The organism is Burkholderia alba (assembly GCF_034721475.1).
Lineage (GTDB): Bacteria > Pseudomonadota > Gammaproteobacteria > Burkholderiales > Burkholderiaceae > Burkholderia > Burkholderia alba.
On the sequence record NZ_JAWJWL010000018.1, the window covers coordinates 134,813 to 156,464 of the forward strand.

Genomic DNA, 21,652 nt, shown 5'->3' on the forward strand with positions numbered 1-21,652 from the left:
CGCCTTCATCACGATTCGCCATGACTACCGCACTCGACCAGCTGAAGCAGTACACGACCGTCGTCGCCGATACGGGCGATTTCCAGCAGCTCGCGCAGTACCAGCCACGGGATGCGACCACCAATCCGTCGCTGATCCTGAAGGCCGTCCAGAAGGACGCGTACAAGCCGATCCTCGAGCAAACCGTGCGCGACCACGCGGGCAAACCGACCGATTTCATCATCGACCGGCTGCTGATCGCGTTCGGCACCGAGATCCTCAAGCTGATCCCGGGCCGCGTGTCGACCGAAGTCGACGCGCGCCTGTCGTTCGATGCCGAGCGCTCGATCGCGAAGGGCCGCGAAATCATCAAGCTGTACGAAGCGGCCGGCATCGGCCGCGAACGCATCCTGATCAAGCTCGCGTCGACTTGGGAAGGCATCCGCGCCGCCGAAGTGCTGCAGAAGGAAGGCATCAAGTGCAACATGACGCTGCTGTTCTCGCTCGTGCAGGCGGCGGCCTGCGCGGAGGCGGGCGCGCAGCTCATCTCGCCGTTCGTCGGCCGCATCTACGACTGGTACAAGAAGAGCGCCGGCGCCGAGTGGGACGACGTGAAGAACGGCGGCGCGAACGATCCGGGCGTGCAGTCGGTACGCCGCATCTACACCTACTACAAGACTTTCGGCTATTCGACCGAAGTGATGGGCGCGAGCTTCCGTACGCTGAGCCAGATCACCGAACTGGCCGGCTGCGACCTGCTGACGATCAGCCCCGATCTGCTGCAGAAGCTGCAGGACAGCAACGACACCGTGACGCGCAAGCTGTCCCCGGATGCGCTGACCGATGCGCCCGCCGCGCGCGTCGCGATCGACGAATCGTCGTTCCGCTTCCAGCTGAACGACGATCCGATGGCCACGGAAAAGCTGGCGGAAGGCATCCGGCTGTTCTCGGCCGACGCGCTCAAGCTCGAAAAAATGATTGAAGCGCTGCGCTAATACGCACGGCGCCGGCGCTCGACGAACGGCCGCGGCAGATGCCGCGGCCGTTTCGCGTTAACGCGCCGTTTCGACATCATTCCGACGCGCCGCCGCACTACAATCCACGTCACGGGCGCGTCCGGCCGCTTCCCGGCGCGCTCGCCCCCAATCAAGGAGACGAAGATGCAAGTCCAACCGTATCTGATTTTCAACGGGCGATGCGACGAAGCGCTCAAGTTCTACGANACGTCACGGGCGCGTCCGGCCGCTTCCCGGCGCGCTCGCCCCCAATCAAGGAGACGAAGATGCAAGTCCAACCGTATCTGATTTTCAACGGGCGATGCGACGAAGCGCTCAAGTTCTACGAGCAGGCGCTCGGCGCGAAGGTCCAGTTTCTGATGCGCTTCAAGGATGCGCCGCCCAATCCCGACCAGCCGTCCCGTCCGGAACTGGCGGACAAGGTCATGCATGCGAGCTTCACGATCGGCGATTCGGTCCTGATGTGCTCCGACGGCGACTGCAACGAGTCGCAAAGCGCGCACCAGGGCTATTCGCTGTCGCTCGATCCGAGCACCGTCGAGGAGGGCCAGAGACTGTTCGACGCGCTCCTCGCGGACGGCGGCGCGGCCGCGATGCCGTTCCAGAAAACCTTCTGGGCCCTGGGTTTCGGCATGCTGAAGGATCGAATGGGCATCCATTGGATGATCAACGTCGCCGATCCCGCCATGCGCGGCTGATACTCGCCCAAGCCGGAACGCCCATGGCCGCCGCGACGGCGCGGGCGTTCCGGCGTCGCCTCATTTGCGCAACGCTTCGGACAGCGCACGCTCCAGCGTGCCGTTCGAACGGCATGCGACGCGCGCGACCTTGTTCTTGCCGCCAGCTGACACCCCCGCTGTCCCGGTCACGTCGATCGACACCGCGACACCCTGCGCGGCGTCGTCGAGCCGTGCGATCACCTTGAGCGTGCGCGTCACGTTCGAGGTCTGCGCGAGATCCGGACAGTCGAGGAAATTGCCCGCGTTCGGCGCATCGTCGTAGGCCGCGGCGACGAGCCCCGTCGGCCGGTCGGTCACGCGCGCGGCCAAGCGGCGATCCGCATAAAACTGGCCGACCTGCCGCCACACTTCGTCGTATTGCCGATTGCCGATCACGAGGCGGCCGGCCGCCCCGCCCCCCGCGCCGCTTTCCGCCTGCGGCGGCGCGGCGCCGCGTTGGCCGGGCGAGGCGCCGCCCGGGCCGTACACCGACACGCATCCCGCCAGCCCCATCAACAGCACGGCCGCGCCCGCCGCCTGCCTCATCGATCGCCCCCGCATCAGCGATAGTAGAGATTCACGCAGCCGGACAGCAGCGGCAGCAACGTCAGTACCGGTACACACATCAGGATCCTGCTCATGCCGCCCTCACCGGTAATACGCCGCAACGCACCCGGCAAGCGGCATGCAACCCAAACCCAACATCACGATCCACATCTTCATCGTCGTATTCCCGTCGCTCGAATCGGTTGAAATGAATGCCAGACACTGCTGGACGGGGCGCATTATTGATGTTTCGCGGCGGCGCACCAAACCGGTCTTTCACCGATTCTCGATGTCGGCGGCGGCCCCTAGAATCACTTGAAGGATGGCGTTCGGGCCGTCGCGACGATCCCCGAGCCCGCGCGGCACGCAAATGAAAACGCCCGCAACCTGGGTTGCGGGCGTTGCGGGCGTTGCGGACGGTGACGGTGGCCGAGCGGCTCAGCCTTCGACCACGTCCAGATAGTCCTCCGGCCGCGTGCGGTCCTCCGCATGCTTCATCCCGATCACACGCACCAGCACGCTGACGAGCACCGACACCACCAGATTCACGATCAGCGACCAGATCGCCGCATAGCCCGGAATCGCGTAGCCGAACAGATGGATCGTGAAGATCGAGCCGGCGAGCTTCAGCGAAATCGCCATCCAGGTGCCGCAGACGATCCCCGCGGCCCATCCCGCGAGCAGGCCGCGATAGTCCAGCACCCGGGTGTACAGGCCGAGCACGATCGCGGGCAGCGTCTGGATGATCCAGATCCCGCCCAGCAGCTGCAGCTGGATCGCGTAGGTCAGCGGCAGGCCGAGGATGAACGCCACCGCGCCCACCTTCACGATCAGCGACACGAGCTTCGCGACGTTGGTCTCCTGCTCGGGGGTCATGTTGCGGTTGATGAACTCGCGGTGGATGTTGCGCGTGTACAGGTTCGCGGCCGCGATCGACATGATCGCCGCCGGCACCAGCGCGCCGATGCCGATCGCGGCGAACGCGACGCCGACGAACCACGACGGGAAGAAATGCAGGAACAGCGCGGGCACCGCGAAGTTCGCGCCGTAGGCCTTGAAGTACGGCGCGAATTCCGGCATGTCCTTCACCCCCGACGCCAGCGCCATGTAGCCGAGCAGCGCGAGCAGGCCGAGCACGAACGAGTACGCGGGCAGCATCGCCATGTTGCGGCGGATGGTGTTGCCCGACGACGACGACAGGATCGCCGTCACCGAGTGCGGATACAGGAACAGCGCGAGCGCGGACCCCACCGCGAGCGTCGCATACGCGCTGTAGCCGTTCATGCTCGACACGTCGGGCGCCTTCAGCAGCAGCTTCGCGGGCGGCACCGCGCTGAAGATGTGGCCGAAGCCGCCGAGCTGCGCGGGAATCACGATGATCGCCGCCGCGATGGTGATGTAGATCAGGATGTCCTTGACGATCGCGATCATCGCCGGCGCGCGCAGGCCCGACGTATACGTGTACGCGGCCAGGATCGCGAACGCGATGATGAGCGGCAGGTCGCCGGCGAAGCCCCGGGTGTCGAAGCCGAGCCCGCCGATCACCACCTCGATGCCGACAAGCTGCAGCGCGATGTACGGCATCGTCGCGACGATGCCCGTCACGGCGATCGCCAGCGCGAGCGCGCGGCTGCCGTAGCGGGCGTTGACGAAGTCCGCCGAGGTCACGTAGCCGTGCCGCTTCGCGATGCTCCACAGCTTCGGAAAGACGACGAACGCGAACGGATAGATGAGGATCGTGTACGGCAGCGCGAAGAAGCCCATCGCACCGGCGCCGAACACGAGCGCGGGCACCGCGACGAACGTATAGGCGGTATAGAGATCGCCGCCGAGCAGGAACCAGGTCACGACCGTGCCGAAACGGCGGCCGCCGAGACCCCATTCGTCGAGATGGGCGAGATCGCCTCGCCGCCAGTGCGCGGCGAGAAAGCCGAGGATCGTCACGCCGACGAAAAACAGCACGAAGACGAAGGTGGCGGTGAGATTCATTGCCCGTCCCCCTTCGCGCCGCCGGCTTTCCAGCAGTTCTTGGTCTTGAAGTAGACGAGCGCCGTGATGATCGCGCTAATGAACACCCACAGCAGCTGATACCAGTAGAAAAACGGAAAACCGAACCATTGCGGTTCGATCTTGCTGTACGACGGCACCCAGACCATCGCGATCAGCGGCAGGACCAGCAGCCAGAGCCAGCGTTTCGCGGCCCGGTTGGCGTCGGCGTCGTGAGCCATGACGTCTCCTCATCATTCCCGGTTATTGATGTTCTGCACGGGTACGGCGGCACGAGAGGAGAGGCGGGACGGGCCGGCGGCGGCTCCCCAGGGCTTGGGTCAGTATAAAAGCCGGAGGAGCACGGTCAAACAGGGGCGAACCCGAAGCGGGACGCCCTGTCCGGCCGCGCAAGCGGCCGGACAGGGCAGGCGCGAAGCGCTCAGATCGCGAAGACGTCGGCGCCCGCGGCGACCGAAGCTTTCAATGCTTTCACCCAGCTGCGGGCCGGCAGGCGCAGATCGGCCTCGATGAGCTTCGCGCGGGCTTCGAGGCGGGCGAACGCGATGTCGAGCGCGGGGCCGGAGAACGCGAGCGCGATCCGGTTGCCGTCGTGCACTTCGGGCAGCGCGATCACGCGCTGGTCGAACGCCGCGTTCAAGTGCTTCATGTTGCGCACGAAGCTCGGATGGTCGCCGAACAGGTTGATGGTCGCGATGCCCGCGTCCGCGAGGCAGCCGCGCACCGCGCGGTAGAACGCGACGCTGTCGAGCACCGGGCCGCGCGCGGTCGCGTCGTACAGGTCGATCTGCAGCGCGCCGATGGTGCCGCGATTGACCGGATCGTTGACGAAGTCCCATGCGTCGGCTTCGTGCACGGTCAGGCGCGCGTCGTCGGGCGGCAGTTCGAACATCGTGCGCGCCGCGACGATCACGGCCGGATTCAGCTCGACCGCCTCGACGTGCGCGCGCGGCAGGAAGCGGTGCGCGAACTTCGTGATCGCACCGGTGCCGAGCCCCAGCTGGACGACGCGCCGCGGCGTTTCCAGGAACAGGAGCCACGCCATCATCTGCTGCGCGTATTCGAGTTCGATGTGATGCGGCTTCGACAGGCGCATCGCGCCCTGCACCCACTCGGTGCCGAAATGCAGATAGCGCACGCCCCGCTCTTCGGAGAACGTAACGGGCGCGAAGCGCGGCTTTCGCGGCGCATCGAGGACCGGCAGATCGGCTTCGTCAGCCAGTTCGGCACGGCGCTTGACGCGGGGGGATTTGAGTTTCGCGGAACCGTTGAACGACGACGGTTTTTCGCGGTTGAACGCGCGTGCCTCGGCGGACGCGCGCTTGATCAATCGGGTCATAGGAGAATCTCGCGCCACAGGCGCAATTTTTGGTCGAACGAGAGCATAGCATTCGCGGGGCTCGACGACGGCAGCACGAGCGTGTCGTAGCCCGCCGCGCGAATCACCGGCTCGAAGCGGCCGGCGGCCTTGCCGTTGAAGCACACCTTCCTGAGTTGCGGCGCATGCGCGCGCAGCGACGCGAAATCGTTCGGCTGCGCTGCGCGGATCGCCGTATCGAGGCTGCCTTCGCGACGGCATGCGGCCAGCACGTCCCAGACGCCGATGCCGTAGGCGAGAACGCGGCCGAGCCGCGCGTCGTAGGGCAGCGCGTGCAGCGGCTCGCCGACCACGGTGCCGACGAGCCGCCAGAACTGGTTGCGCGGATGCGCGTAATACTGCGCGGCGGCCAGCGACGCTTCGCCGGGAAAACTGCCGAGTATCAGCGTGTGCGTGTCGGCCGCCGCGACCGGGGGAAAACCGCGCAGCATCACGCGCCTCCAGGCTCGCCGGGTGCCGACGCGGAAGCGTCGCCGTGCGCGTCGAGATGCCGCCACAGCGCGGGCAGCATGCACTCCGTCACCATCAGCGGTTCGCCGTGCCGCTCGAACACCGAGCGGCGCGCGACGAACGCATGCGGCGCGGGCCGGCCGTCGGTCAGCGCGTGCGCGGCCAGCGCGAACAGCGGATGGCCCGCGATCACGCGGCGGCTGACGAGCGCGGAGCGCGTCACCTGCGGATCGCGGTACAGCAGTTCGGCGAGCGGCCGCGTGCGCAGCCGCCGCATCGCCTGCCACACGCCCTTGCTGGCGGCGAGCGGCGCGATGCTGTGCGCCGCGACGAACGGCGTGCCGTCGACCGCGAGCACCACCTCGCGCACCCATACCGGCGTGCGCGGATGGCGGGCGAGCGCCGTATGCTCGTCGCTCCACGGCACCGCGACGATTTCGCGCGTCACGCGCACCGCCACCGCGCCGAGCCGCGCGAGATGCGCGGTCAGAGAGCCGCCGCGCGTGAGCCAGTCCTTCTGCGCGACGGAGCAGCCGGGGCGCGGCGTGTCGCGCCACCCCCCGACGGCCGCATCGAAGCGCATCCGCGTGCTCACGCCGCGCGCGACAGCAGCAGCGTATTGGTCCGCTTGACGAAGCTCGCCGGATCTTCCAGCACGCCGCCTTCCGCGAGCAGCGCCTGATCGAACAGCAGATGGCACCAGTCCGCGAAATCGGCGCCGTCGGCGTTCAGCTGCTTGACGAGCGGATGCTCCGGATTGACTTCGAGGATCGGCTGGAACGACGGCGCGTTCTGGCCGGCGGCCTTCAGCATCCGCTGCAGGTAGCCGCTCATGTCGTTGTCGTCGGCGACCAGGCACGACGGCGAATCGGTCAGACGGAACGTGACCCGCACGTCCTTCGCCTTGCCGTCGAGCGCCGCCTTCATCCTGTCGACCAGCGGCTTGAGCGCCTCGCCGGTTTCCTCCTGCGCTTTCTTCTCCGCATCGTCGAGCGCGCCGAGATCGAGATCGCCGCGCGCAACGCTCGCGAGCGGCTTGCCGTCGAACTCCTGCAGGAACGACAGCATCCATTCGTCGACCCGGTCGGTCAGCAGCAGCACCTCGACGCCCTTCTTGCGGAACACTTCCAGGTGCGGGCTGTGCTTCGCGGCCTGCCACGCGTCCGCCGTCACGTAGTAGATCCGGGTCTGCTCCGGTTTCATGCGCGCGACGTAGCCGGCGAGCGACACGTCCTGCGCGTCGGTCTCGCCGTGCGTCGACGCGAAGCGCACCAGCTTCGCGATCCGCTCGCGGTTCGCGTGATCCTCGCCGATGCCTTCCTTCAGCACCTGGCCGAACGCGCTCCAGAACGTCCGGTACTTCTCCTTGCCCGCGTCGTCTTCCGCGTTCGCCAGCTCTTCGAGCATCGACAGCACGCGCTTGGTCACGCCTTCGCGGATCGCCTTCACGTCGCGGCTTTCCTGCAGGATCTCGCGCGACACGTTGAGCGGCAGGTCGGCCGAATCGACCACCCCCTTCACGAAACGCAGGTATTGCGGCAGCAGCTGCTCGGCGTCGTCCATGATGAACACGCGCTTCACGTACAGCTTGAGGCCGCCGCGATGGTCGCGGTTCCACATGTCGAACGGCGCCTGCGACGGCACGTACAGCAGCTGCGTATATTCGCTGCGGCCCTCGACGCGGTTGTGGGTCCACGCGAGCGGATTCTGGTGATCGTGCGCGAGGTGCTGGTAGAACTGCTGGTACTGTTCGTCGCTGATCTCGCTCTTCGAACGGGTCCACAGCGCGCTCGCCTGGTTGACGGTCTCGTCGTCGTCCTTCTCGACCATCTCGCCCTTCTCGGCGTCCCACTCCTCCTGCTTCATCAGGATCGGCAGCGCGACGTGGTCCGAGTACTTCTGCACGATCGACTTGAGGCGGTGCGCCGACAGCAGCTCGTCCTCGCCTTCGCGCAGGTGCAGCGTGATCGTGGTGCCGCGCGCGGCGCGCTCGATCGTGTCGATCGCGAAATCGCCTTCGCCGGCGCTTTCCCAGCGCACGCCTTCCGACGCGGGCAGGCCCGCGCGGCGGGTTTCGACGGTGATCCGGTCGGCGACGATGAAGCCCGAGTAGAAGCCGACGCCGAACTGGCCGATCAGCGCCGCATCCTTCTGCTGGTCGCCCGAGAGCTTCGAGAAGAATTCCTTGGTGCCCGAGCGGGCGATCGTGCCGAGGTTCGCGATCGCTTCGTCGCGGCTCATGCCGATGCCGTTGTCGTCGATGGTGAGCGTGCGGGCGGCCTTGTCGAAGCCGATGCGAATCCGCAGGTTCGGATCGGCTTCGTAGAGGGCGGTGTTTTCGAGGGCCTCGAAACGGAGCTTGTCAGCGGCGTCGGACGCGTTCGACACGAGTTCGCGCAGAAAGATTTCCTTGTTGCTGTACAGCGAATGGATCATCAGGTGGAGGAGCTGCTTGACCTCGGCCTGAAAGCTCATGGTTTGCTGAGTCATCTATTTACCCTTCATGACGATCAATGAATGCTGAAAACCCGCCTGCGGCGGCATTTGGCTGCGCCCTAAATAGGGCCACCCGCGCGATCTTCAAGAGGCCGGGGGGACGTCCGGGCGATTTTCTCACCGATGCCGGCGCGCCGGCGTGCCGTACCGGCGCCGTCCCGCATCCGGATCAAGGCCGCGCGCGGCGGCGGCCCGCGTCGGTCAATCGACTTCCGCCGCGCGCCGCGTCATCGCGTCGAGATAGCGCGCGAGGAACGGGGCCAGCGCCGGATCGCCGCAGTTCGCGACGTTGAAGCGCGTCCAGCTCGACGGCGACTGCTGCGGGGAGAACAGGCTCCCCGGCGTCAGCAGAAAGCCCTGCTCGTGCGCGGCGGCGGCCAGCGCGTCGGAATCGACGCCGGTGTCGGCCCACAGAAACATCCCCGCCGCCGGCATCGTGAACAGCTGCATGCCCGAGCGTTCGAGCATCCGCGCGGTTTTGTCGCGCACGCCGTCGAGCCGGGCGCGCAGCCGCTCGACATGGCGCCGGTAATGGCCCTCCGTCAACACCTTGTACAGCACGCGCTCGTTCAGCTCCGGCGTCGTCATGCCGACCAGCATCTTCTGGTCGGTGATCGCCTTCGCGATCTCCGGCGCGCACGCGGCGTAGCCGACCCGCAGGTTGGCCGCGAGCGTCTTCGAGAAACTGCCGAGGAAGATCACCCGCTTCAGCTGGTCGAGGCTCGCGAGGCGGGTCGCCGGATAGCTCGGCGGGCACAGGTCGCCGTACACGTCATCCTCGACGACCAGGAAGTCGTACGCCTCCGCGAGCTTCAGGATCCGGAACGCCTGCGCGGCCGACAGCGAGGTGCCGGTCGGGTTCTGCAGCACCGAATTGATGACCAGCATCTTCGGCCGCCACATCTGCACCAGCGTTTCGAGCGCGTCGAGATCCGGGCCGTCGGGCGTGTAGGGCATGCCGATCAGCTGCGCGCCCTGCGACGCGAAGCGGCCGAACATCTGGAACCAGGCCGGATCGCCGACGATCACCGCATCGCCCGGCCGGACGTAGATCCGCGCGATCAGGTCGATCGCCTGCGTGATGCCGGACACCAGCACGATCTGGTCCGGGGACGCGCCGATCTCCATCTCGGCGAGACGCGTCTGCAGCTGCTGGCGCAGCGGCAGAAAGCCTTGCGCGGTACCGAAGCCCAGCATCTGCGCGCCTGCCTGCCGGCCCAGCGCGCGCAGCGCGCTCGTGAGCAGCTCGCCGTCGAGCCAGCGGCCCGGCAGGTAGCCTAGACCCGGCCCCTTTTCCGGGCTGACGGTATGGAGCATGTTGCGCAACAGCCAGACGACGTCGATCGTGTTGTGAACCGCGCCCGCCTCGGCGCGGCCGCGCGCGGCCGGATCGCCGGACGGCGCGCCCAGCGAGCGCTCGCGCACGTAGAAACCCGAGCCCCGCCGCGAATCGAGGTAGCCCTGCGCGACCAGGCGCTCATAGGCTTCGACCACGGTGAAACGCGACACGCTCTTGTCGATCGCGAGCTTGCGGATCGACGGCATCCGCATGCCCGGCCGGAACACCCGCTCGTCGATCCGGCGGCGCGCCCACTGGACCAGCTGGTCGACCAGCGTCAGCGTGGCGGTGTCGTGCGGGGCGGGGATCTGGTCGAGCGGAACGGTAGACATGGCGGCCTCCAACTGTACCGAAGAGTATCGCGCCGATTGTACCGTTACTGTGCAGGTGAGCACGATTACAGTTTTTGGACGCCGGCCGCCGTACCGGCCCGCTCCACGGATCCCCTTATTCTCTCCCGGCAACCGCGCCGTACCGGCCGGCCCGGGCGCAGCGGTTTCGGGCCGTACCGCTGGCCGTCCGCGTCGCGGGCGTCGCCGCCCCCAATCCGTCGCTTGCCCATGGCCGCTCATCCGCTCCAGCTCGATCACCTCGTCATTGCCGCGCGCACGCTCGACGAAGGCGTCGCCTACGTCGCCGATACGCTTGGCGCGCAGCCGTCCGGCGGCGGCGCGCATCCGCTGATGCGAACCCATAACCGGCTGTTCGGCCTATGGGGCGGCGCGTATCTCGAGGTCATCGCGATCGACCCGCACGCGCCGCCGCCCGCCGGCGACGAAACGCCCCGCCCGCGCCTGTTCGCGCTCGACGCGCCGGCAACCCGCGCCCGGCTCGAACGCGGCCCGTGGCTGGCCCACTGGGTCGCGCGGGTCGAACGTCCCCGGCAACTCGCGCTGTGGCGCCGGCAGTATCCGGACCGGATCCCGCCCGTGGTCGCGATGACGCGCGGCGATTTTTCCTGGGGCCTGACCGTTCCCGACGACGGGGGGTGGCCCGAGTGGCAGCACGCGGGCGACGGGCTCGTGCCGTCGCTGATCCAGTGGGACACGACACGCCGCCCGGCCGACACGCTGCCGCACGACGGCATCGCGCTGACCGCGCTGCGGGGCGAGCACCCGCGGGCCGATACGGTGCTCGAGCAGCTGCGCTGGCTCGGCATCGACCCGCTGCTCGCCTTGACGGACGGCGCGGGCGAGCCCGCGCTCGTCGCCGAATTCGATACGCCGAACGGTCCGCGCACGCTGCGCTGAGCCCGGCCCCCATACTCAAGGAGACACCACGGTCATGAATTCGCGCGAAACTCGGGGCATGCTGCTCGGCCTGATCGGCGTGATGATTTTCAGCCTGACGCTGCCGATGACGCGCATCGTCGTCGAAACCTTTCATCCGCTGCTGAACGGGCTCGGGCGCGCGCTGCTCGCCGCGATCCCGGCCGCCGCGCTGCTCTGGTGGCGCCGCGAACGGCTGCCCAGTCGCGCGCAGATGAAAAGCCTCGCGATCGTGTCGGCGGGCGTGATCATCGCCTATCCGGTGTTTTCCGCGTGGGCGATGAAATCGGTTCCGGCCGCGCATGGCGCGGTCGTCAACGGCCTGCAGCCGCTGTTCGTCGCGCTGTACGCCGCGTGGCTGTCGCACGAGCGCCCGTCGAAGGCGTTCTGGGTGAGCGCCGTGGCGGGCAGCGCGCTGGTGATCGCGTTCGCGCTGCGCGACGGCGGCGGTTCGCTGCAGGCGGGCGACCTGCTGATGCTGGTCGCGGTCGGCATCGGCGCGCTCGGCTACGCGGAAGGCGCCCGCCTCGCGCGCCAGATCGGCGGCTGGCAGGTGATCTGCTGGGCGCTCGTCGTGTCGGCGCCGTTCCTCGCGGTGCCGGTCGGCTGGCTCGCGTGGGCGCACCATCTCGCCCACCCCGGCCCGGTGCCGCTGCGGACCTGGTTCGCGTTCGGCTACGTGACGCTGTTCTCGCAGTTCATCGGCTTCTTCGCCTGGTACGCGGGCCTCGCGATGGGCGGCACCGCGCGGGTCGGGCAGGTGCAACTGCTGCAGATCTTCTTCACGATCGCGTTTTCGGCGCTCTTCTTCGGCGAAAGCGTCGCACCGTCGACCTGGCTGTTCGCCGCCGCCGTGATCGCCACCGTGATGGCCGGCCGCAAGGCCGCCGTCGGCACCGCCCCTCAACCCGCTCGCGCGAGCTGAGCTGCCGAGCGATAATGCTGATATTGCCTGACCGAACCCACGACTACTGACCGAGGAGACTATGAAACCGAGCGATCTGCACCCGCCCCAGTGGCAGCTTTCCCAACGCGCCATCAAGCTCACGAGCTCGGCGATCCGAGAAATCCTGAAAGTGACGGAACGGCCCGAAGTCATTTCGTTCGCGGGCGGCCTGCCGTCGCCGGCCACGTTCCCGGCCGAACGGATGCGCGAAGCCTCCGACCGCGTGCTGCGCGATTCGCCCGGCGCCGCGCTCCAGTACAGCGCGACGGAAGGGTTCGTCCCGCTGCGCGAATGGATCGCCGAACGCTATCGGGTACGCGTGTCGCAGGTGCTCGTCACGACCGGCTCCCAGCAGGCGCTCGACCTGCTCGGCAAGGTGCTGATCGATCCGGACAGCCCGGTGCTGGTCGAGACCCCCACCTACCTGGGCGCGCTGCAGTCGTTCTCGCTCTACGAGCCGCGCTACGTGCAGGTGCAGACCGACGAAAACGGCCTGCTGCCCGATCAGCTCGTCCCCGAGCTGACGAAGGGCGCGCGCCTGCTCTACGCGCAGCCGAATTTCCAGAACCCGACCGGCCGGCGCCTGCCGGTCGAGCGCCGCCGCGCGCTCGCCGCGTTCGCGCAGACGAGCCCGTTCCCGGTGCTGGAGGACGATCCGTACGGCGCACTCAACTATGCGGGCGAGCCGCTGCCGACGATGCTGTCGATGGCGCCCGACCACGTGGTGCATCTCGGCACGTTCTCGAAGGTGCTCGCGCCGGGCTTGCGGATCGGCTACATCATCGCGCCCGAGGAACTGCACTTCAAGCTCGTGCAGGCCAAGCAGGCCACCGATCTGCACACCCCGTCGCTCACCCAGCGCATCGCATACGAAGTGATCCGCGACGGCTTCCTCGACACCCATATCCCGACGATCCGCGAGCTCTACAGCGCACAGTGCGACGCGATGCTCGCGTCGCTCGAGCGCCACATGCCCGACGGCGTGAGCTGGAACCGCCCGGAAGGCGGCATGTTCATCTGGGTGACGGTGCCGGGCAGCATCGACACCATGCAGCTGCTCGAAGCGGCCGTGGCCGACAACGTCGCCTTCGTGCCGGGCGCGCCGTTCTTCGCGAACGAGGCGCCGACGAATACGCTGCGGCTGTCGTTCGTCACAGTGCCGCCCGAAAAGATCGAGGAAGGCGTCGCCCGGCTCGGCAAGCTGCTCCGCGAACGACTCTGATTCGGCCTGCCGGCGCGCGCCCGCCCGGGTGCGCGCCCCATCCCCTGCCCGGCAGCGCCGCTGCCGGCATCCTTTGACTCCAGCTTCCCGCGAGGACTCCCCCTGATGGCAAACGTCTACGACCAACTCAAGGCACTCGGCATCGAACTCCCCACCGCCGGCGCACCGGCCGCCGCCTACGTGATGAGCGCGCAAAGCGGCAACACCGTCTATCTGTCGGGCCACATCGCCAAGAAGGACGGCAAGGTGTGGGTCGGCAAGCTCGGCGCGAACGTCACGACGGAGGAAGGCAAGGCCGCCGCGCGCCTCGTCGCGATCGATCTGCTCGCGACGCTGCACGCACACACGGGCGACCTCAACCAGGTCAAGCGCATCGTCAAGGTGATGAGCCTCGTCAACTCGACGCTCGAATTCACCGAACAGCATCTCGTCACCAACGGCGCGTCGGAGCTGATCGCCGAAGTGTTCGGCGACGCCGGCAAGCATGCGCGCTCGGCGTTCGGCGTCGCGCAGATCCCGCTCGGCGCGTGCGTCGAGATCGAGCTGATCGCCGAAGTCGCGTAAGCGGCGCCCACGCCGCGCCCGCGCCGCCATGACCGATCGTTTCGTTCGCTTCAAGCAGGTCGACGTGTTCACGTCGGTGCCGTTCAAGGGCAATCCGCTCGCCGTCGTGTTCGACGCCGATGCGCTCGGCGACGCCGGCATGCGGGCCGTCGCCCGCTGGACCAACCTGTCGGAAACCGCCTTCCTGTGCACGCCGACCGATCCCGCCGCCGACTATCGGGTCCGGATCTTCACGCCGGGCGGCGAGTTGCCGTTCGCCGGCCACCCGACGCTCGGCAGCGCGCACGCGTACCTCGACAGCGGCGCCGCGCCGCGCACGCCGGGCCGGCTGATCCAGCAATGCGGCGCGGGGCTCGTCGAACTGGTCGAACGCGACGGCGGCTGGGCGTTCGCCGCCCCGCCCGCCCGAGTCACGCCGCTGCCCGAACGCGACTACCCGGCGCTCGCCGCCGCGCTGCGCACCGGCGCGATCGATTTCGGCGCGGCGCCGCACGGCATCGACAACGGTGCGCCGTGGCTCGTCGTGCGGCTCGCATCGGCGGCCGACTGTCTGGCGCTCGCGCCGGACCCGGCGGCGCTGGCGTCTATCGTGCGATCGGTCGGCGCGAGCGGCCTCGCCGCGTACGGTCCGCATCCGGCCGACGGCCCCGCCACCTTCGAAGTCCGCTGCCTGATGACGGGCGACGGGTTCGGACACGGCGAGGACCCCGCCACCGGCAGCGCGAACGCCGCGATCGCCGGCCTTCTCACGCAGCAGGGCCGCCGGCCCGGTCCCGCGTATACGGCCCGCCAGGGCACGGCGATCGGACGCGACGGCCGGATCCGCGTGCACTACGACGACGCCATCGGGAAAACCTGGATCGGCGGCGCCTCGGTCACGGTCGTCGACGGCCGTTTCCGGCTCGCCTGACCCCGCCGGACCCGCGCCCCGCATGGCTGCGCCGTGTGGAACCGGTCCGCCGCACCGGTTCCGCCGGCGCGGGCGATCCGGTCCCGCGCCGTTCGACCGCGCTATCTTAAATTCGGACCATTCAGTAATATCGGGCCTTATCCGTCGCCTTTCGCGGCCCATTTACCCGGACATCCGGCAGGACGTCCCGCGTGCAAGGATCCCATCCGTCCGATGAGTTCGTCTCGGTCACACGCCTCGCATGCCGCGCGCTCGCCTCGTGCGTCGCGCAAATCACGCCGGCGCGCACTGTTCGCCATCCCGCTGCTGGGTACGCTCGCGCTCGCCCTGTTGTGGGCGGTGATCATTGCGCGCCTGTCGGTCGAGAAGGAAAGCGCGTACCGCGAGGCCACCGCGTCGGCCGCGATCCTGTCGACCGCGCTCGAGCAGCATACCGTCAAGGCGATCCATCAGGTCGACCAGATCACGCGTTTCGTGAAATACGAATTCGAGAAGTCGCCCGAGCATTTCAACCTGGCGAGCACGGTCGAAAAAGGCGTCGTGCCGAGCGACACGCTGATCCAGGTGTCGCTCGTCGATGCGCGCGGCGAGCTGATGGCGAACACGTCGGAACTGAACCCGCGCCGGATCGATCTGTCGGACCGCGAGCATTTCAGGGTTCACGAACAGCATAACGACGACCGGCTGTACATCAGCAAACCGGTGCTCGGCCGCGTGTCGGGCCACTGGACCCTGCAGATGACGCGGCGCCTGAACCACCCCGACGGCTCGTTCGCCGGGATCGTGGTGGTCTCGGAAGACCCGAGCTATTTCACGAGCGACTTCTACAACAACGCGGCGATCGGCAAGGACGGCGTGATCGGCGTCGTGTCCGACACCGGCGCGGTGCTCGCGCGCCGCACCGGCTCTCTCGAGAACGCACCGGGCGCGTTCTCCGCGTCGGGCGTGTATCCGGTCGCCGAACGCGTGTCGGGCACCTACGTCGACCCGATCGACGGCGTCACCCGCATCGTGTCGTACCGGCACCTCGAAGGCTATCCGCTCGGCGTACTGGTCGGCCTGTCGCAGGCGGAGGAGTTCGCCGACTACAACCACACGCGCAACGTCTATCTGCTGATGACGAGCTTCATCACGCTCGCGATGCTGGCGTTCTTCGGCGTCGCGACGGGGCTGATCGGCAAGCTGCTCGGCCGCGAGCGCGAAATGACGCAGCTCGCCGAGTACGACCTGCTGACCGGCCTCGCGAACCGCTACGCGACGCTGCGCGGACTGCGCAACGACGTCGCGCTGCCGTCGAGCCTGTCGCGGCTCGGGCTGTTGTTCATCGATCTCGACAACTTCAAGACCGTCAACGACACGCTCGGCCACAACGCCGGCGACATCGTGCTGCAGATGACCGCCGCGCGGCTCTCCGACGCGGTCGCGGACGAAGGCACGCTCGCGCGGATCGGCGGCGACGAGTTCGTCGTGGTCGTGAAGGGCGACGACGTCGAGCGGCGCGCGGTGCGCCTAGCCGAAGCCGTCATCAAGATGTTCGGCGAACCGTTCGACGTGCGCGGCAGTTCGTTCGTTCTGCACGCCAGCATCGGCATCGCGCTGCACTCGGTCGCCAACGAGAGCGAGATCGACCTGCTGAAGAAGGCCGATCTCGCCATGTACAGCGCGAAGGACGCGGGCAAGAACTGCTACCAGTTCTATGCGCCGCACCTGTCGCACCGCGCGGACCACCTGATGCGCTGGGAGCAGCAGCTGCGCGTCGCGCTCGCCGACGGGCAGCTGTTCCTCGCGTACCAGCCCAAGATCGACCTCACGCACCGCTGCATCACCGGCTTCGAGGCGCTCGCGCGCTGGGATCACCCGGAGCACGGCGTGATCTCGGCGAACGAGTTTATTTCGATAGCCGAATCGACCGGCCTGATTGTTCCCATCGGCGATTTCGTGATCCGCACCGCGTGCGAGCAACTCGCGCGCTGGCAGCGCGACGGCCACGATACGCTGACGCTCGCCGTCAACATTTCCCCGGTGCAGTTCTGGCGCGGCGACCTGATCGACACGATCTCGCGCACGCTGCAGGAAACCGGCATCGAAGCGCGCCGCCTCGAGATCGAGATCACCGAAACCGCGATGATGGAATATCCGGAATTGGTGTCGGAGAAGATCATCGCGCTCAAGAAGCTCGGCATCCGGATCGCGCTCGACGACTTCGGCACCGGCTACTCGTCGCTGTCGTACCTGCACCGCTTCTCGGTCGACACGCTGAAGGTCGACCGCTCGTTCGTGCAGGCGATTCCGGGCGACCGCAGCGTCTGCGTGATGGTCGCGTCGATCGTGCATCTCGCGCGCTCGCTCGGGCTGACGGTGGTCGTCGAAGGCACCGAGACCGACGAGCAGATCGCGTGGCTGGCCGCGCTCGGCCAGATCGAGGCGCAAGGCTTCCTGTTCTCCCGCCCGGTGCCCGCCGACGGCATTCCGGCCCTGCTGGCGCGCTTCGGCATCTGCGGCGTCGAGCACGGCCCGCGCGCCGAGCGCCGTCATGTGGCCGACTCGACTAAACATCCGTCAAACAGCGACTAAACATCGCACTCCTCCCTTTTCACCTGTCGAGAACAGGGTTTTCATAGCGTTTTTGCTCATACACCTCACACTTGGCGCGTCGCACAATATTAAGATCGATGCGGGCCGGCCGTGCGCGCATCGCCGAGAGAGCCAAAACGCCATCATGATGAGCCTGGAAGCCGCCGAGCGCGGCGAGCAAGAGTCGCTGTGGGCGCTGTTCAAGGTCGTGGCCGCCGTTTCCGCGTTGTCGTGGGGCGGCCTCGCGATGATGGCGCAACTCGAGCACCATTACGTCGATCGCGAGCGGCGGATCGACGCCCGCGCCTTCGCGGACCTGATCGCGCTCGCCTGGATGGTGCCCGGCCCGGTCGGCTGCAACGTCGCCGTGCAGGTCGGCCAGATCCTGCGCGGTCGCACCGGCGCCTGGATCGCCGGCATCGCGAGCGTGCTGCCCTTCTTCGTGCTGATGACGCTGTTCGCGATCTTCTATCGAACGCCGTTCGTCCGCGCGCTGGCCGTCCCCGTCGTGCTCTATCACTTCAGCATGGTGCTGGCCGCACTGATCGGCGTGACCTGGGTCAAGCAGATCCGCTCGCTCGCGCGCGGGCCGTTCGAACGCGGCATCGCCGCGCTGGCGACCGTGCTGCTTGCCGTCGTGCATAGCCCGGCCGCGTTCGTGGTCATCCTGTCCGCCGCGTTCGCGGCCGGCTGGTTCAGCGGCACGCATCGAAACGAGCGGCTGCGCGTCGCGCTGCCGGTACGCGATCGCCAGTTGCTCGCCGCGCTCGCGCTGCTGATCGCGCTGTTCGCGCTGCCGCTGCCCGGCGAATACGAGGCGCGGCTGCTGTGGCCCCGGCTCGCCGGCGCGGGCATGACGCTGTTCGGCGGCGGTTTCTCCGCGCTACCGGTGCTCAAGACGCTGTTCGTCACCCCGACCAGCGGCATCACCGATCACGATTTCACGCTCGCGTTCGCGCTGTCGCCGGTGTCGCCGGGGCCGCTGCTGAATGTCGTGCCGTTCCTCGGCTACCTGACGGACGGCTGGCGCGGCGCGCTGCTCGCAACCGTCGCGCTGTTCCTGCCGTCGGGCTGCCTCGTCGTGTTCGCGCAGCGCCACGTCCATCGCCTGAAGCGCAATCCGCGCTTCGAGCACGGCATGAAGATGCTGCGCGCCGCCACCACCGCGTTCCTGCTGATCGCGGTGGTGCGCATCGTCGCGAAGGTACCCGCCGAACCCGCGTACTGGGTGACCGGCGCGTTCGCGTGCCTGTGCTTCGCGCGTTTCAAGATCCCCGTCTATGCGGTGTACGGCACGGTAGCGGCCGCGTGCGGCGGCTGGCTGCTGCTCGCCGCCCACTGACATCGCGGCGCCTCGCGACAGGCAAGGGAAACGGTTCCTTTCGCCGCGCCCGCCCGCGCGCCGGACTCAGCGGCGCGCGCCGCCGAATCCCCGGAAAAACGCCTGCGCATTCGCGTCGAGGCTGTCGATGTGATAGCCGCCCTCCTGCACGATCACGGTCGGCAGCGCGAGCGCGCCGATCCGTTCGCTCAGCCGGCCGAAACCTTCGGTCGTCAGCGCCACCTGCGACTGCGGATCGTCCCGGTAGAGGTCGAAGCCGAGTTCCACCGGCAATATCCGCGGGTCGATCTGCAGATCGACGTGATGCGCTCGTCGGACATCCTCTCGTCGCTGCTGCAGAAGACCGCGACAGCGGGCCTGAGCCTGTGCCGCGGCCCGGTCGACAAGCTCGAACGCACGCCGTTCCTGCGCCAGCGCTACGCGATCGTCTGCGGCCGGCATCACCGGCTGTTCGGCCGGTCGCCTCTGACGATGACCGACCTGCTCGCGAAGAATTGCGTATCGTTCACGAGCGACCAGCTCGGCGACAGCCTGTCGCCGCTCACCGTGTTCCGCGGCCGGAAGGGTTGCACCGGGCGCGTCGTCGCATCCTCGCCGAGCCTCGACGAAGTGCGCCGGCTGATCTACGCGGGCTACGGGATCGGCTGCCTGCCCGAGCACATCGTGCGCGACGACCTGCTGCAGCAGCGGCTCCGACGGCTGCCGCCCGACGACGGGCGGGTGGATGTCGAGATCTTTCTGCTGCGGCATCGCGACCGCAGGCTGAAGCCGCCGAACGCGCGTTCCTCGACGGCTTCCAGCGGACCATGCGGCGCTATTCGTTCGCCGAACGGCTCGCGGCATCCGCATGACGCCGGCGCCGAATGTGACGAAGCCGGCATGGCGCCGGCTTCGGGAGAGGATGGGACTGGCGGCGCGCGAGGCGCGCGGTCATCAGGCCAGCGCCCTTTGCGCGATCCGACGCGCACGCAGGCGGTCGTAAGCGAGGTTGAAGAAAAACGTGTACGGCAGGAAGAACAGCAGGATGCCGAGATCCAGCACGAAGGCCTGAAGCAGGCTGATTTCCAGCCACCACGCGGCAAGCGGCAGCACCAGCGCGATCAGACCGAGCTCGAACGCGATCGCGTGAACGATCCGGAGCATCAGGTTGCGCACGAGGCCAAAATGACGTTCGAAGCGGTCGAACAGCGCGTTGAACGCAACGTTCCAGGCCATCGCGACCAGCGAGACCACGGCCGTGAGCGCGCCGACGTGAACCAGCGACATGCCCAATACCCAGCTCAGGACCGGGGCGCAGAGCGCGATTGCCGTCAGTTCGAACGTCAGCGCATGAACAAGCCGCTCCGTGAAGGTTTTCCGTTGAATCGTCATGAACAGCTCCATTGATGAATGCAATGGCGCTATTTTCATCGGATTAACCGGTCTTAACCAATTTGATATCATCGGTTTTTCCGATATACATCTGGAGCCCGCTCTCATGCGACATTCTCCCGAAGCGCTGCTCGCGTTTGCCGAGGCCGCCGCGCTCGGCTCGTTCTCCGCCGCCGCACGCAAGCTCGGCAAGCGACAGTCGACCGTCAGCGAGGCGATCGCCAATCTGGAAATCGATCTGGGCGTCACGCTGTTCGACCGCTCGACCCGTCAGCCGACCTTGACGGGCGCCGCCCGCGCGCTGCTGCCCGAAGTGCTGCGCGTACTGGAGGCGGGCGAAGCGATCGACCAGCTCGCCGCGCGGCTCGCGGGCGGCGAGGAAACGCACCTCACGCTCGTCGTGTCGGACACCTACCAGTCGACCCGTTACGAGGAGACGCTCGCCGCGCTCGACAAGCGCTTCCCGACACTCGAGCTCGAATGCCAGATCGCCGAGCACGACGACGTGGTCGACCTGATCCAGCAAGGCCGCGCGCAGCTCGGGCTGATGGCCGCGCGCAGCACCTACCCGCCCGATATCGGCGCCGCGACGGTCGCGGAGCAGTCGGAGATCGGGCTGTTCGTCGGCGTCGAGCATCCGTTCGCCGCGCACGGCGAAGCCGAAGTGCCGCTCGCCGCGCTGCACGATGCGCGCGAGTTGCGGCTCAACACCTATGTCGCGCCGCGCGGCGCGCGCATCGAGACAGGCCTCGTCGCGGGGCGGCGCTTCTGGTCGGCGCCGAGCTATCTGATGCTGCTGGAAATGGCGGTCGCGGGCTTCGGCTGGGCGGAGCTGCCGCGCTGGATGGTCGACCACTTCGCGCGCGAGCGGCTGGTCGAGCTCAATGCGCGCGGCTGGCCGCGGCGCGTGCCGGTGGATGCGGTGTGGTCGCGCAGCCGGCCGCTCGGGCCGGCCGGCTCATGGCTGCTGGAGCAGATGCTGGCCGCGTGAACGCGGCCGGGAAGACGAAAACGACGCCGGGCCGGACCCGCGCTCAGAACCCGCGCGACAGCACGGCCGCGCCCACGGTCACGACGCCGAGCACGAGATTCACGATCACCAGCAGACGCATCGCGTTGACGGCGCGCGCGCCGTCCGGCCAGTTCTGCGCCTGTACCGCGCGGCGGATGCGCGGGAACAGCGCGAAGCGGATGTGGCCGAAGATCAGCATCATCACGACGCCAAGCCCCGCCATCGCATGCAGCGGCCACGTCGCATGCGCGCCGCCGAAGCTCACCAGCAGGAAGCCGCCCGTCACCAGGATCGCGATCACCGACGCCGCGACCCAGTTGAAGAACCGCCCGAACACCGCTTCGATCAGCGGCAGACGCAACTGCGGCGACAGGTCCGACAGCGCGGGACGCAGGCAGAAATGCGCGAACACCATGCCGCCCACCCACACGGCGACCCCGATCAGATGAAGGAACAAGGCGACGGCGACAGCGTGGGACATGATGGGGAGATCCTGTTTGTTTTGAAAGCATC

General features: G+C 67.9%; 21 protein-coding genes and 2 pseudogenes. 12 read left to right on the top strand and 11 right to left on the bottom strand.

Features of this window, described 5'->3' with window-relative positions; translation table 11 throughout:
• The first annotated feature begins 20 nt into the window (after window positions 1-20).
• On the top strand, window positions 21-974 hold the full coding sequence (tal, locus tag RZR99_RS20960; RefSeq protein WP_323121689.1) for a transaldolase: 954 nt from the start codon (window positions 21-23) through the stop codon (window positions 972-974).
• 287 nt (window positions 975-1,261) lie between these two features.
• Window positions 1,262-1,693: a VOC family protein gene (locus RZR99_RS20965; RefSeq protein ID WP_323121690.1), complete on the top strand. Its 432-nt coding sequence runs from the start codon at window positions 1,262-1,264 to the stop codon at window positions 1,691-1,693.
• A gap of 60 nt (window positions 1,694-1,753) precedes the next feature.
• Here RZR99_RS20965 and RZR99_RS20970 read toward each other — a convergent pair whose 3' ends face one another.
• Complete coding sequence (locus RZR99_RS20970) at window positions 1,754-2,260, bottom strand: hypothetical protein (RefSeq protein WP_323121691.1); 507 nt, start codon at window positions 2,258-2,260, stop codon at window positions 1,754-1,756.
• A gap of 139 nt (window positions 2,261-2,399) precedes the next feature.
• Between RZR99_RS20970 and RZR99_RS20975 the strand changes: the two genes are divergently transcribed.
• The gene (locus RZR99_RS20975; protein WP_323121692.1) at window positions 2,400-2,579 is read left to right on the top strand and encodes a hypothetical protein; all 180 of its coding nucleotides are present in this window, start codon (window positions 2,400-2,402) and stop codon (window positions 2,577-2,579) included.
• Between the two features lie 119 nt (window positions 2,580-2,698).
• Here the strand turns inward: RZR99_RS20975 and mctP are convergent, their stop codons facing one another.
• The 7 genes from mctP to RZR99_RS21010 all read right to left on the bottom strand — a co-directional run bounded on the left by mctP (window position 2,699) and on the right by RZR99_RS21010 (window position 10,262).
• Window positions 2,699-4,249: a monocarboxylate uptake permease MctP gene (mctP, locus tag RZR99_RS20980; RefSeq protein ID WP_323121693.1), complete on the bottom strand. Its 1,551-nt coding sequence runs from the start codon at window positions 4,247-4,249 to the stop codon at window positions 2,699-2,701.
• The gene (locus RZR99_RS20985) at window positions 4,246-4,488 is read right to left on the bottom strand and encodes a DUF3311 domain-containing protein (protein WP_323121694.1); all 243 of its coding nucleotides are present in this window, start codon (window positions 4,486-4,488) and stop codon (window positions 4,246-4,248) included. The genes mctP and RZR99_RS20985 overlap by 4 nt, the downstream gene beginning before the upstream one ends.
• A gap of 200 nt (window positions 4,489-4,688) precedes the next feature.
• Complete coding sequence (locus RZR99_RS20990) at window positions 4,689-5,606, bottom strand: class I SAM-dependent methyltransferase (RefSeq protein WP_323121695.1); 918 nt, start codon at window positions 5,604-5,606, stop codon at window positions 4,689-4,691.
• Window positions 5,603-6,076, bottom strand: coding sequence for a DNA-deoxyinosine glycosylase (locus RZR99_RS20995; protein ID WP_323121696.1), 474 nt, complete (start codon window positions 6,074-6,076; stop codon window positions 5,603-5,605). The genes RZR99_RS20990 and RZR99_RS20995 overlap by 4 nt, the downstream gene beginning before the upstream one ends.
• Complete coding sequence (locus tag RZR99_RS21000) at window positions 6,076-6,678, bottom strand: chorismate--pyruvate lyase family protein (RefSeq protein WP_323121719.1); 603 nt, start codon at window positions 6,676-6,678, stop codon at window positions 6,076-6,078. Before RZR99_RS21000 ends, RZR99_RS20995 begins: the two co-directional genes overlap by 1 nt.
• Window positions 6,679-6,686: 8 nt before the next feature.
• The gene (gene htpG / locus RZR99_RS21005; RefSeq protein ID WP_323121697.1) at window positions 6,687-8,585 is read right to left on the bottom strand and encodes a molecular chaperone HtpG; all 1,899 of its coding nucleotides are present in this window, start codon (window positions 8,583-8,585) and stop codon (window positions 6,687-6,689) included.
• 207 nt (window positions 8,586-8,792) lie between these two features.
• Entirely contained in the window at window positions 8,793-10,262 is a 1,470-nt protein-coding gene (locus tag RZR99_RS21010; RefSeq protein ID WP_323121698.1) for an aminotransferase-like domain-containing protein, read from the bottom strand.
• 228 nt (window positions 10,263-10,490) lie between these two features.
• Here RZR99_RS21010 and RZR99_RS21015 point away from each other — a divergent pair, with 228 nt between their 5' ends.
• The 7 genes from RZR99_RS21015 (at window position 10,491) to RZR99_RS21045 (ending at window position 18,756) form a co-directional block, all read left to right on the top strand.
• Entirely contained in the window at window positions 10,491-11,180 is a 690-nt protein-coding gene (locus RZR99_RS21015; RefSeq protein WP_323121699.1) for a VOC family protein, read from the top strand.
• A gap of 34 nt (window positions 11,181-11,214) precedes the next feature.
• Window positions 11,215-12,123, top strand: coding sequence for a DMT family transporter (locus RZR99_RS21020; RefSeq protein WP_323121700.1), 909 nt, complete (start codon window positions 11,215-11,217; stop codon window positions 12,121-12,123).
• Window positions 12,124-12,184: 61 nt separating this feature from the next.
• On the top strand, window positions 12,185-13,366 hold the full coding sequence (locus RZR99_RS21025) for an aminotransferase-like domain-containing protein (RefSeq protein WP_323121701.1): 1,182 nt from the start codon (window positions 12,185-12,187) through the stop codon (window positions 13,364-13,366).
• Window positions 13,367-13,471: 105 nt separating this feature from the next.
• Window positions 13,472-13,930, top strand: coding sequence for a RidA family protein (locus RZR99_RS21030; RefSeq protein WP_323121702.1), 459 nt, complete (start codon window positions 13,472-13,474; stop codon window positions 13,928-13,930).
• Window positions 13,931-13,958: 28 nt separating this feature from the next.
• Entirely contained in the window at window positions 13,959-14,840 is an 882-nt protein-coding gene (locus tag RZR99_RS21035; RefSeq protein ID WP_323121703.1) for a PhzF family phenazine biosynthesis protein, read from the top strand.
• Between the two features lie 213 nt (window positions 14,841-15,053).
• Window positions 15,054-17,414, top strand: a complete 2,361-nt coding sequence (locus tag RZR99_RS21040) for a bifunctional diguanylate cyclase/phosphodiesterase (protein ID WP_407655482.1) — start codon at window positions 15,054-15,056, stop codon at window positions 17,412-17,414.
• A 145-nt stretch (window positions 17,415-17,559) separates the two neighbouring features.
• Window positions 17,560-18,756: a chromate transporter gene (locus RZR99_RS21045; protein ID WP_323121704.1), complete on the top strand. Its 1,197-nt coding sequence runs from the start codon at window positions 17,560-17,562 to the stop codon at window positions 18,754-18,756.
• A 66-nt stretch (window positions 18,757-18,822) separates the two neighbouring features.
• Here the strand turns inward: RZR99_RS21045 and RZR99_RS21050 are convergent.
• Window positions 18,823-19,023: pseudogene (locus RZR99_RS21050) on the bottom strand (histone deacetylase family protein); the annotation flags it as partial.
• Between RZR99_RS21050 and RZR99_RS21055 the strand changes: the two are divergent.
• Window positions 19,003-19,607: pseudogene (locus RZR99_RS21055) on the top strand (substrate-binding domain-containing protein); the annotation flags it as partial. The pseudogenes RZR99_RS21050 and RZR99_RS21055 overlap by 21 nt on opposite strands.
• Window positions 19,608-19,689: 82 nt before the next feature.
• Here the strand turns inward: RZR99_RS21055 and RZR99_RS21060 are convergent.
• The gene (locus RZR99_RS21060) at window positions 19,690-20,139 is read right to left on the bottom strand and encodes a multidrug/biocide efflux PACE transporter (protein ID WP_323121720.1); all 450 of its coding nucleotides are present in this window, start codon (window positions 20,137-20,139) and stop codon (window positions 19,690-19,692) included.
• Between the two features lie 94 nt (window positions 20,140-20,233).
• Here RZR99_RS21060 and RZR99_RS21065 point away from each other — a divergent pair, with 94 nt between their 5' ends.
• The gene (locus tag RZR99_RS21065; protein ID WP_323121705.1) at window positions 20,234-21,118 is read left to right on the top strand and encodes a LysR family transcriptional regulator; all 885 of its coding nucleotides are present in this window, start codon (window positions 20,234-20,236) and stop codon (window positions 21,116-21,118) included.
• Between the two features lie 43 nt (window positions 21,119-21,161).
• Here RZR99_RS21065 and RZR99_RS21070 read toward each other — a convergent pair whose 3' ends face one another.
• On the bottom strand, window positions 21,162-21,620 hold the full coding sequence (locus RZR99_RS21070) for a CopD family protein (RefSeq protein ID WP_323121706.1): 459 nt from the start codon (window positions 21,618-21,620) through the stop codon (window positions 21,162-21,164).
• Window positions 21,621-21,652 lie beyond the last annotated feature (32 nt).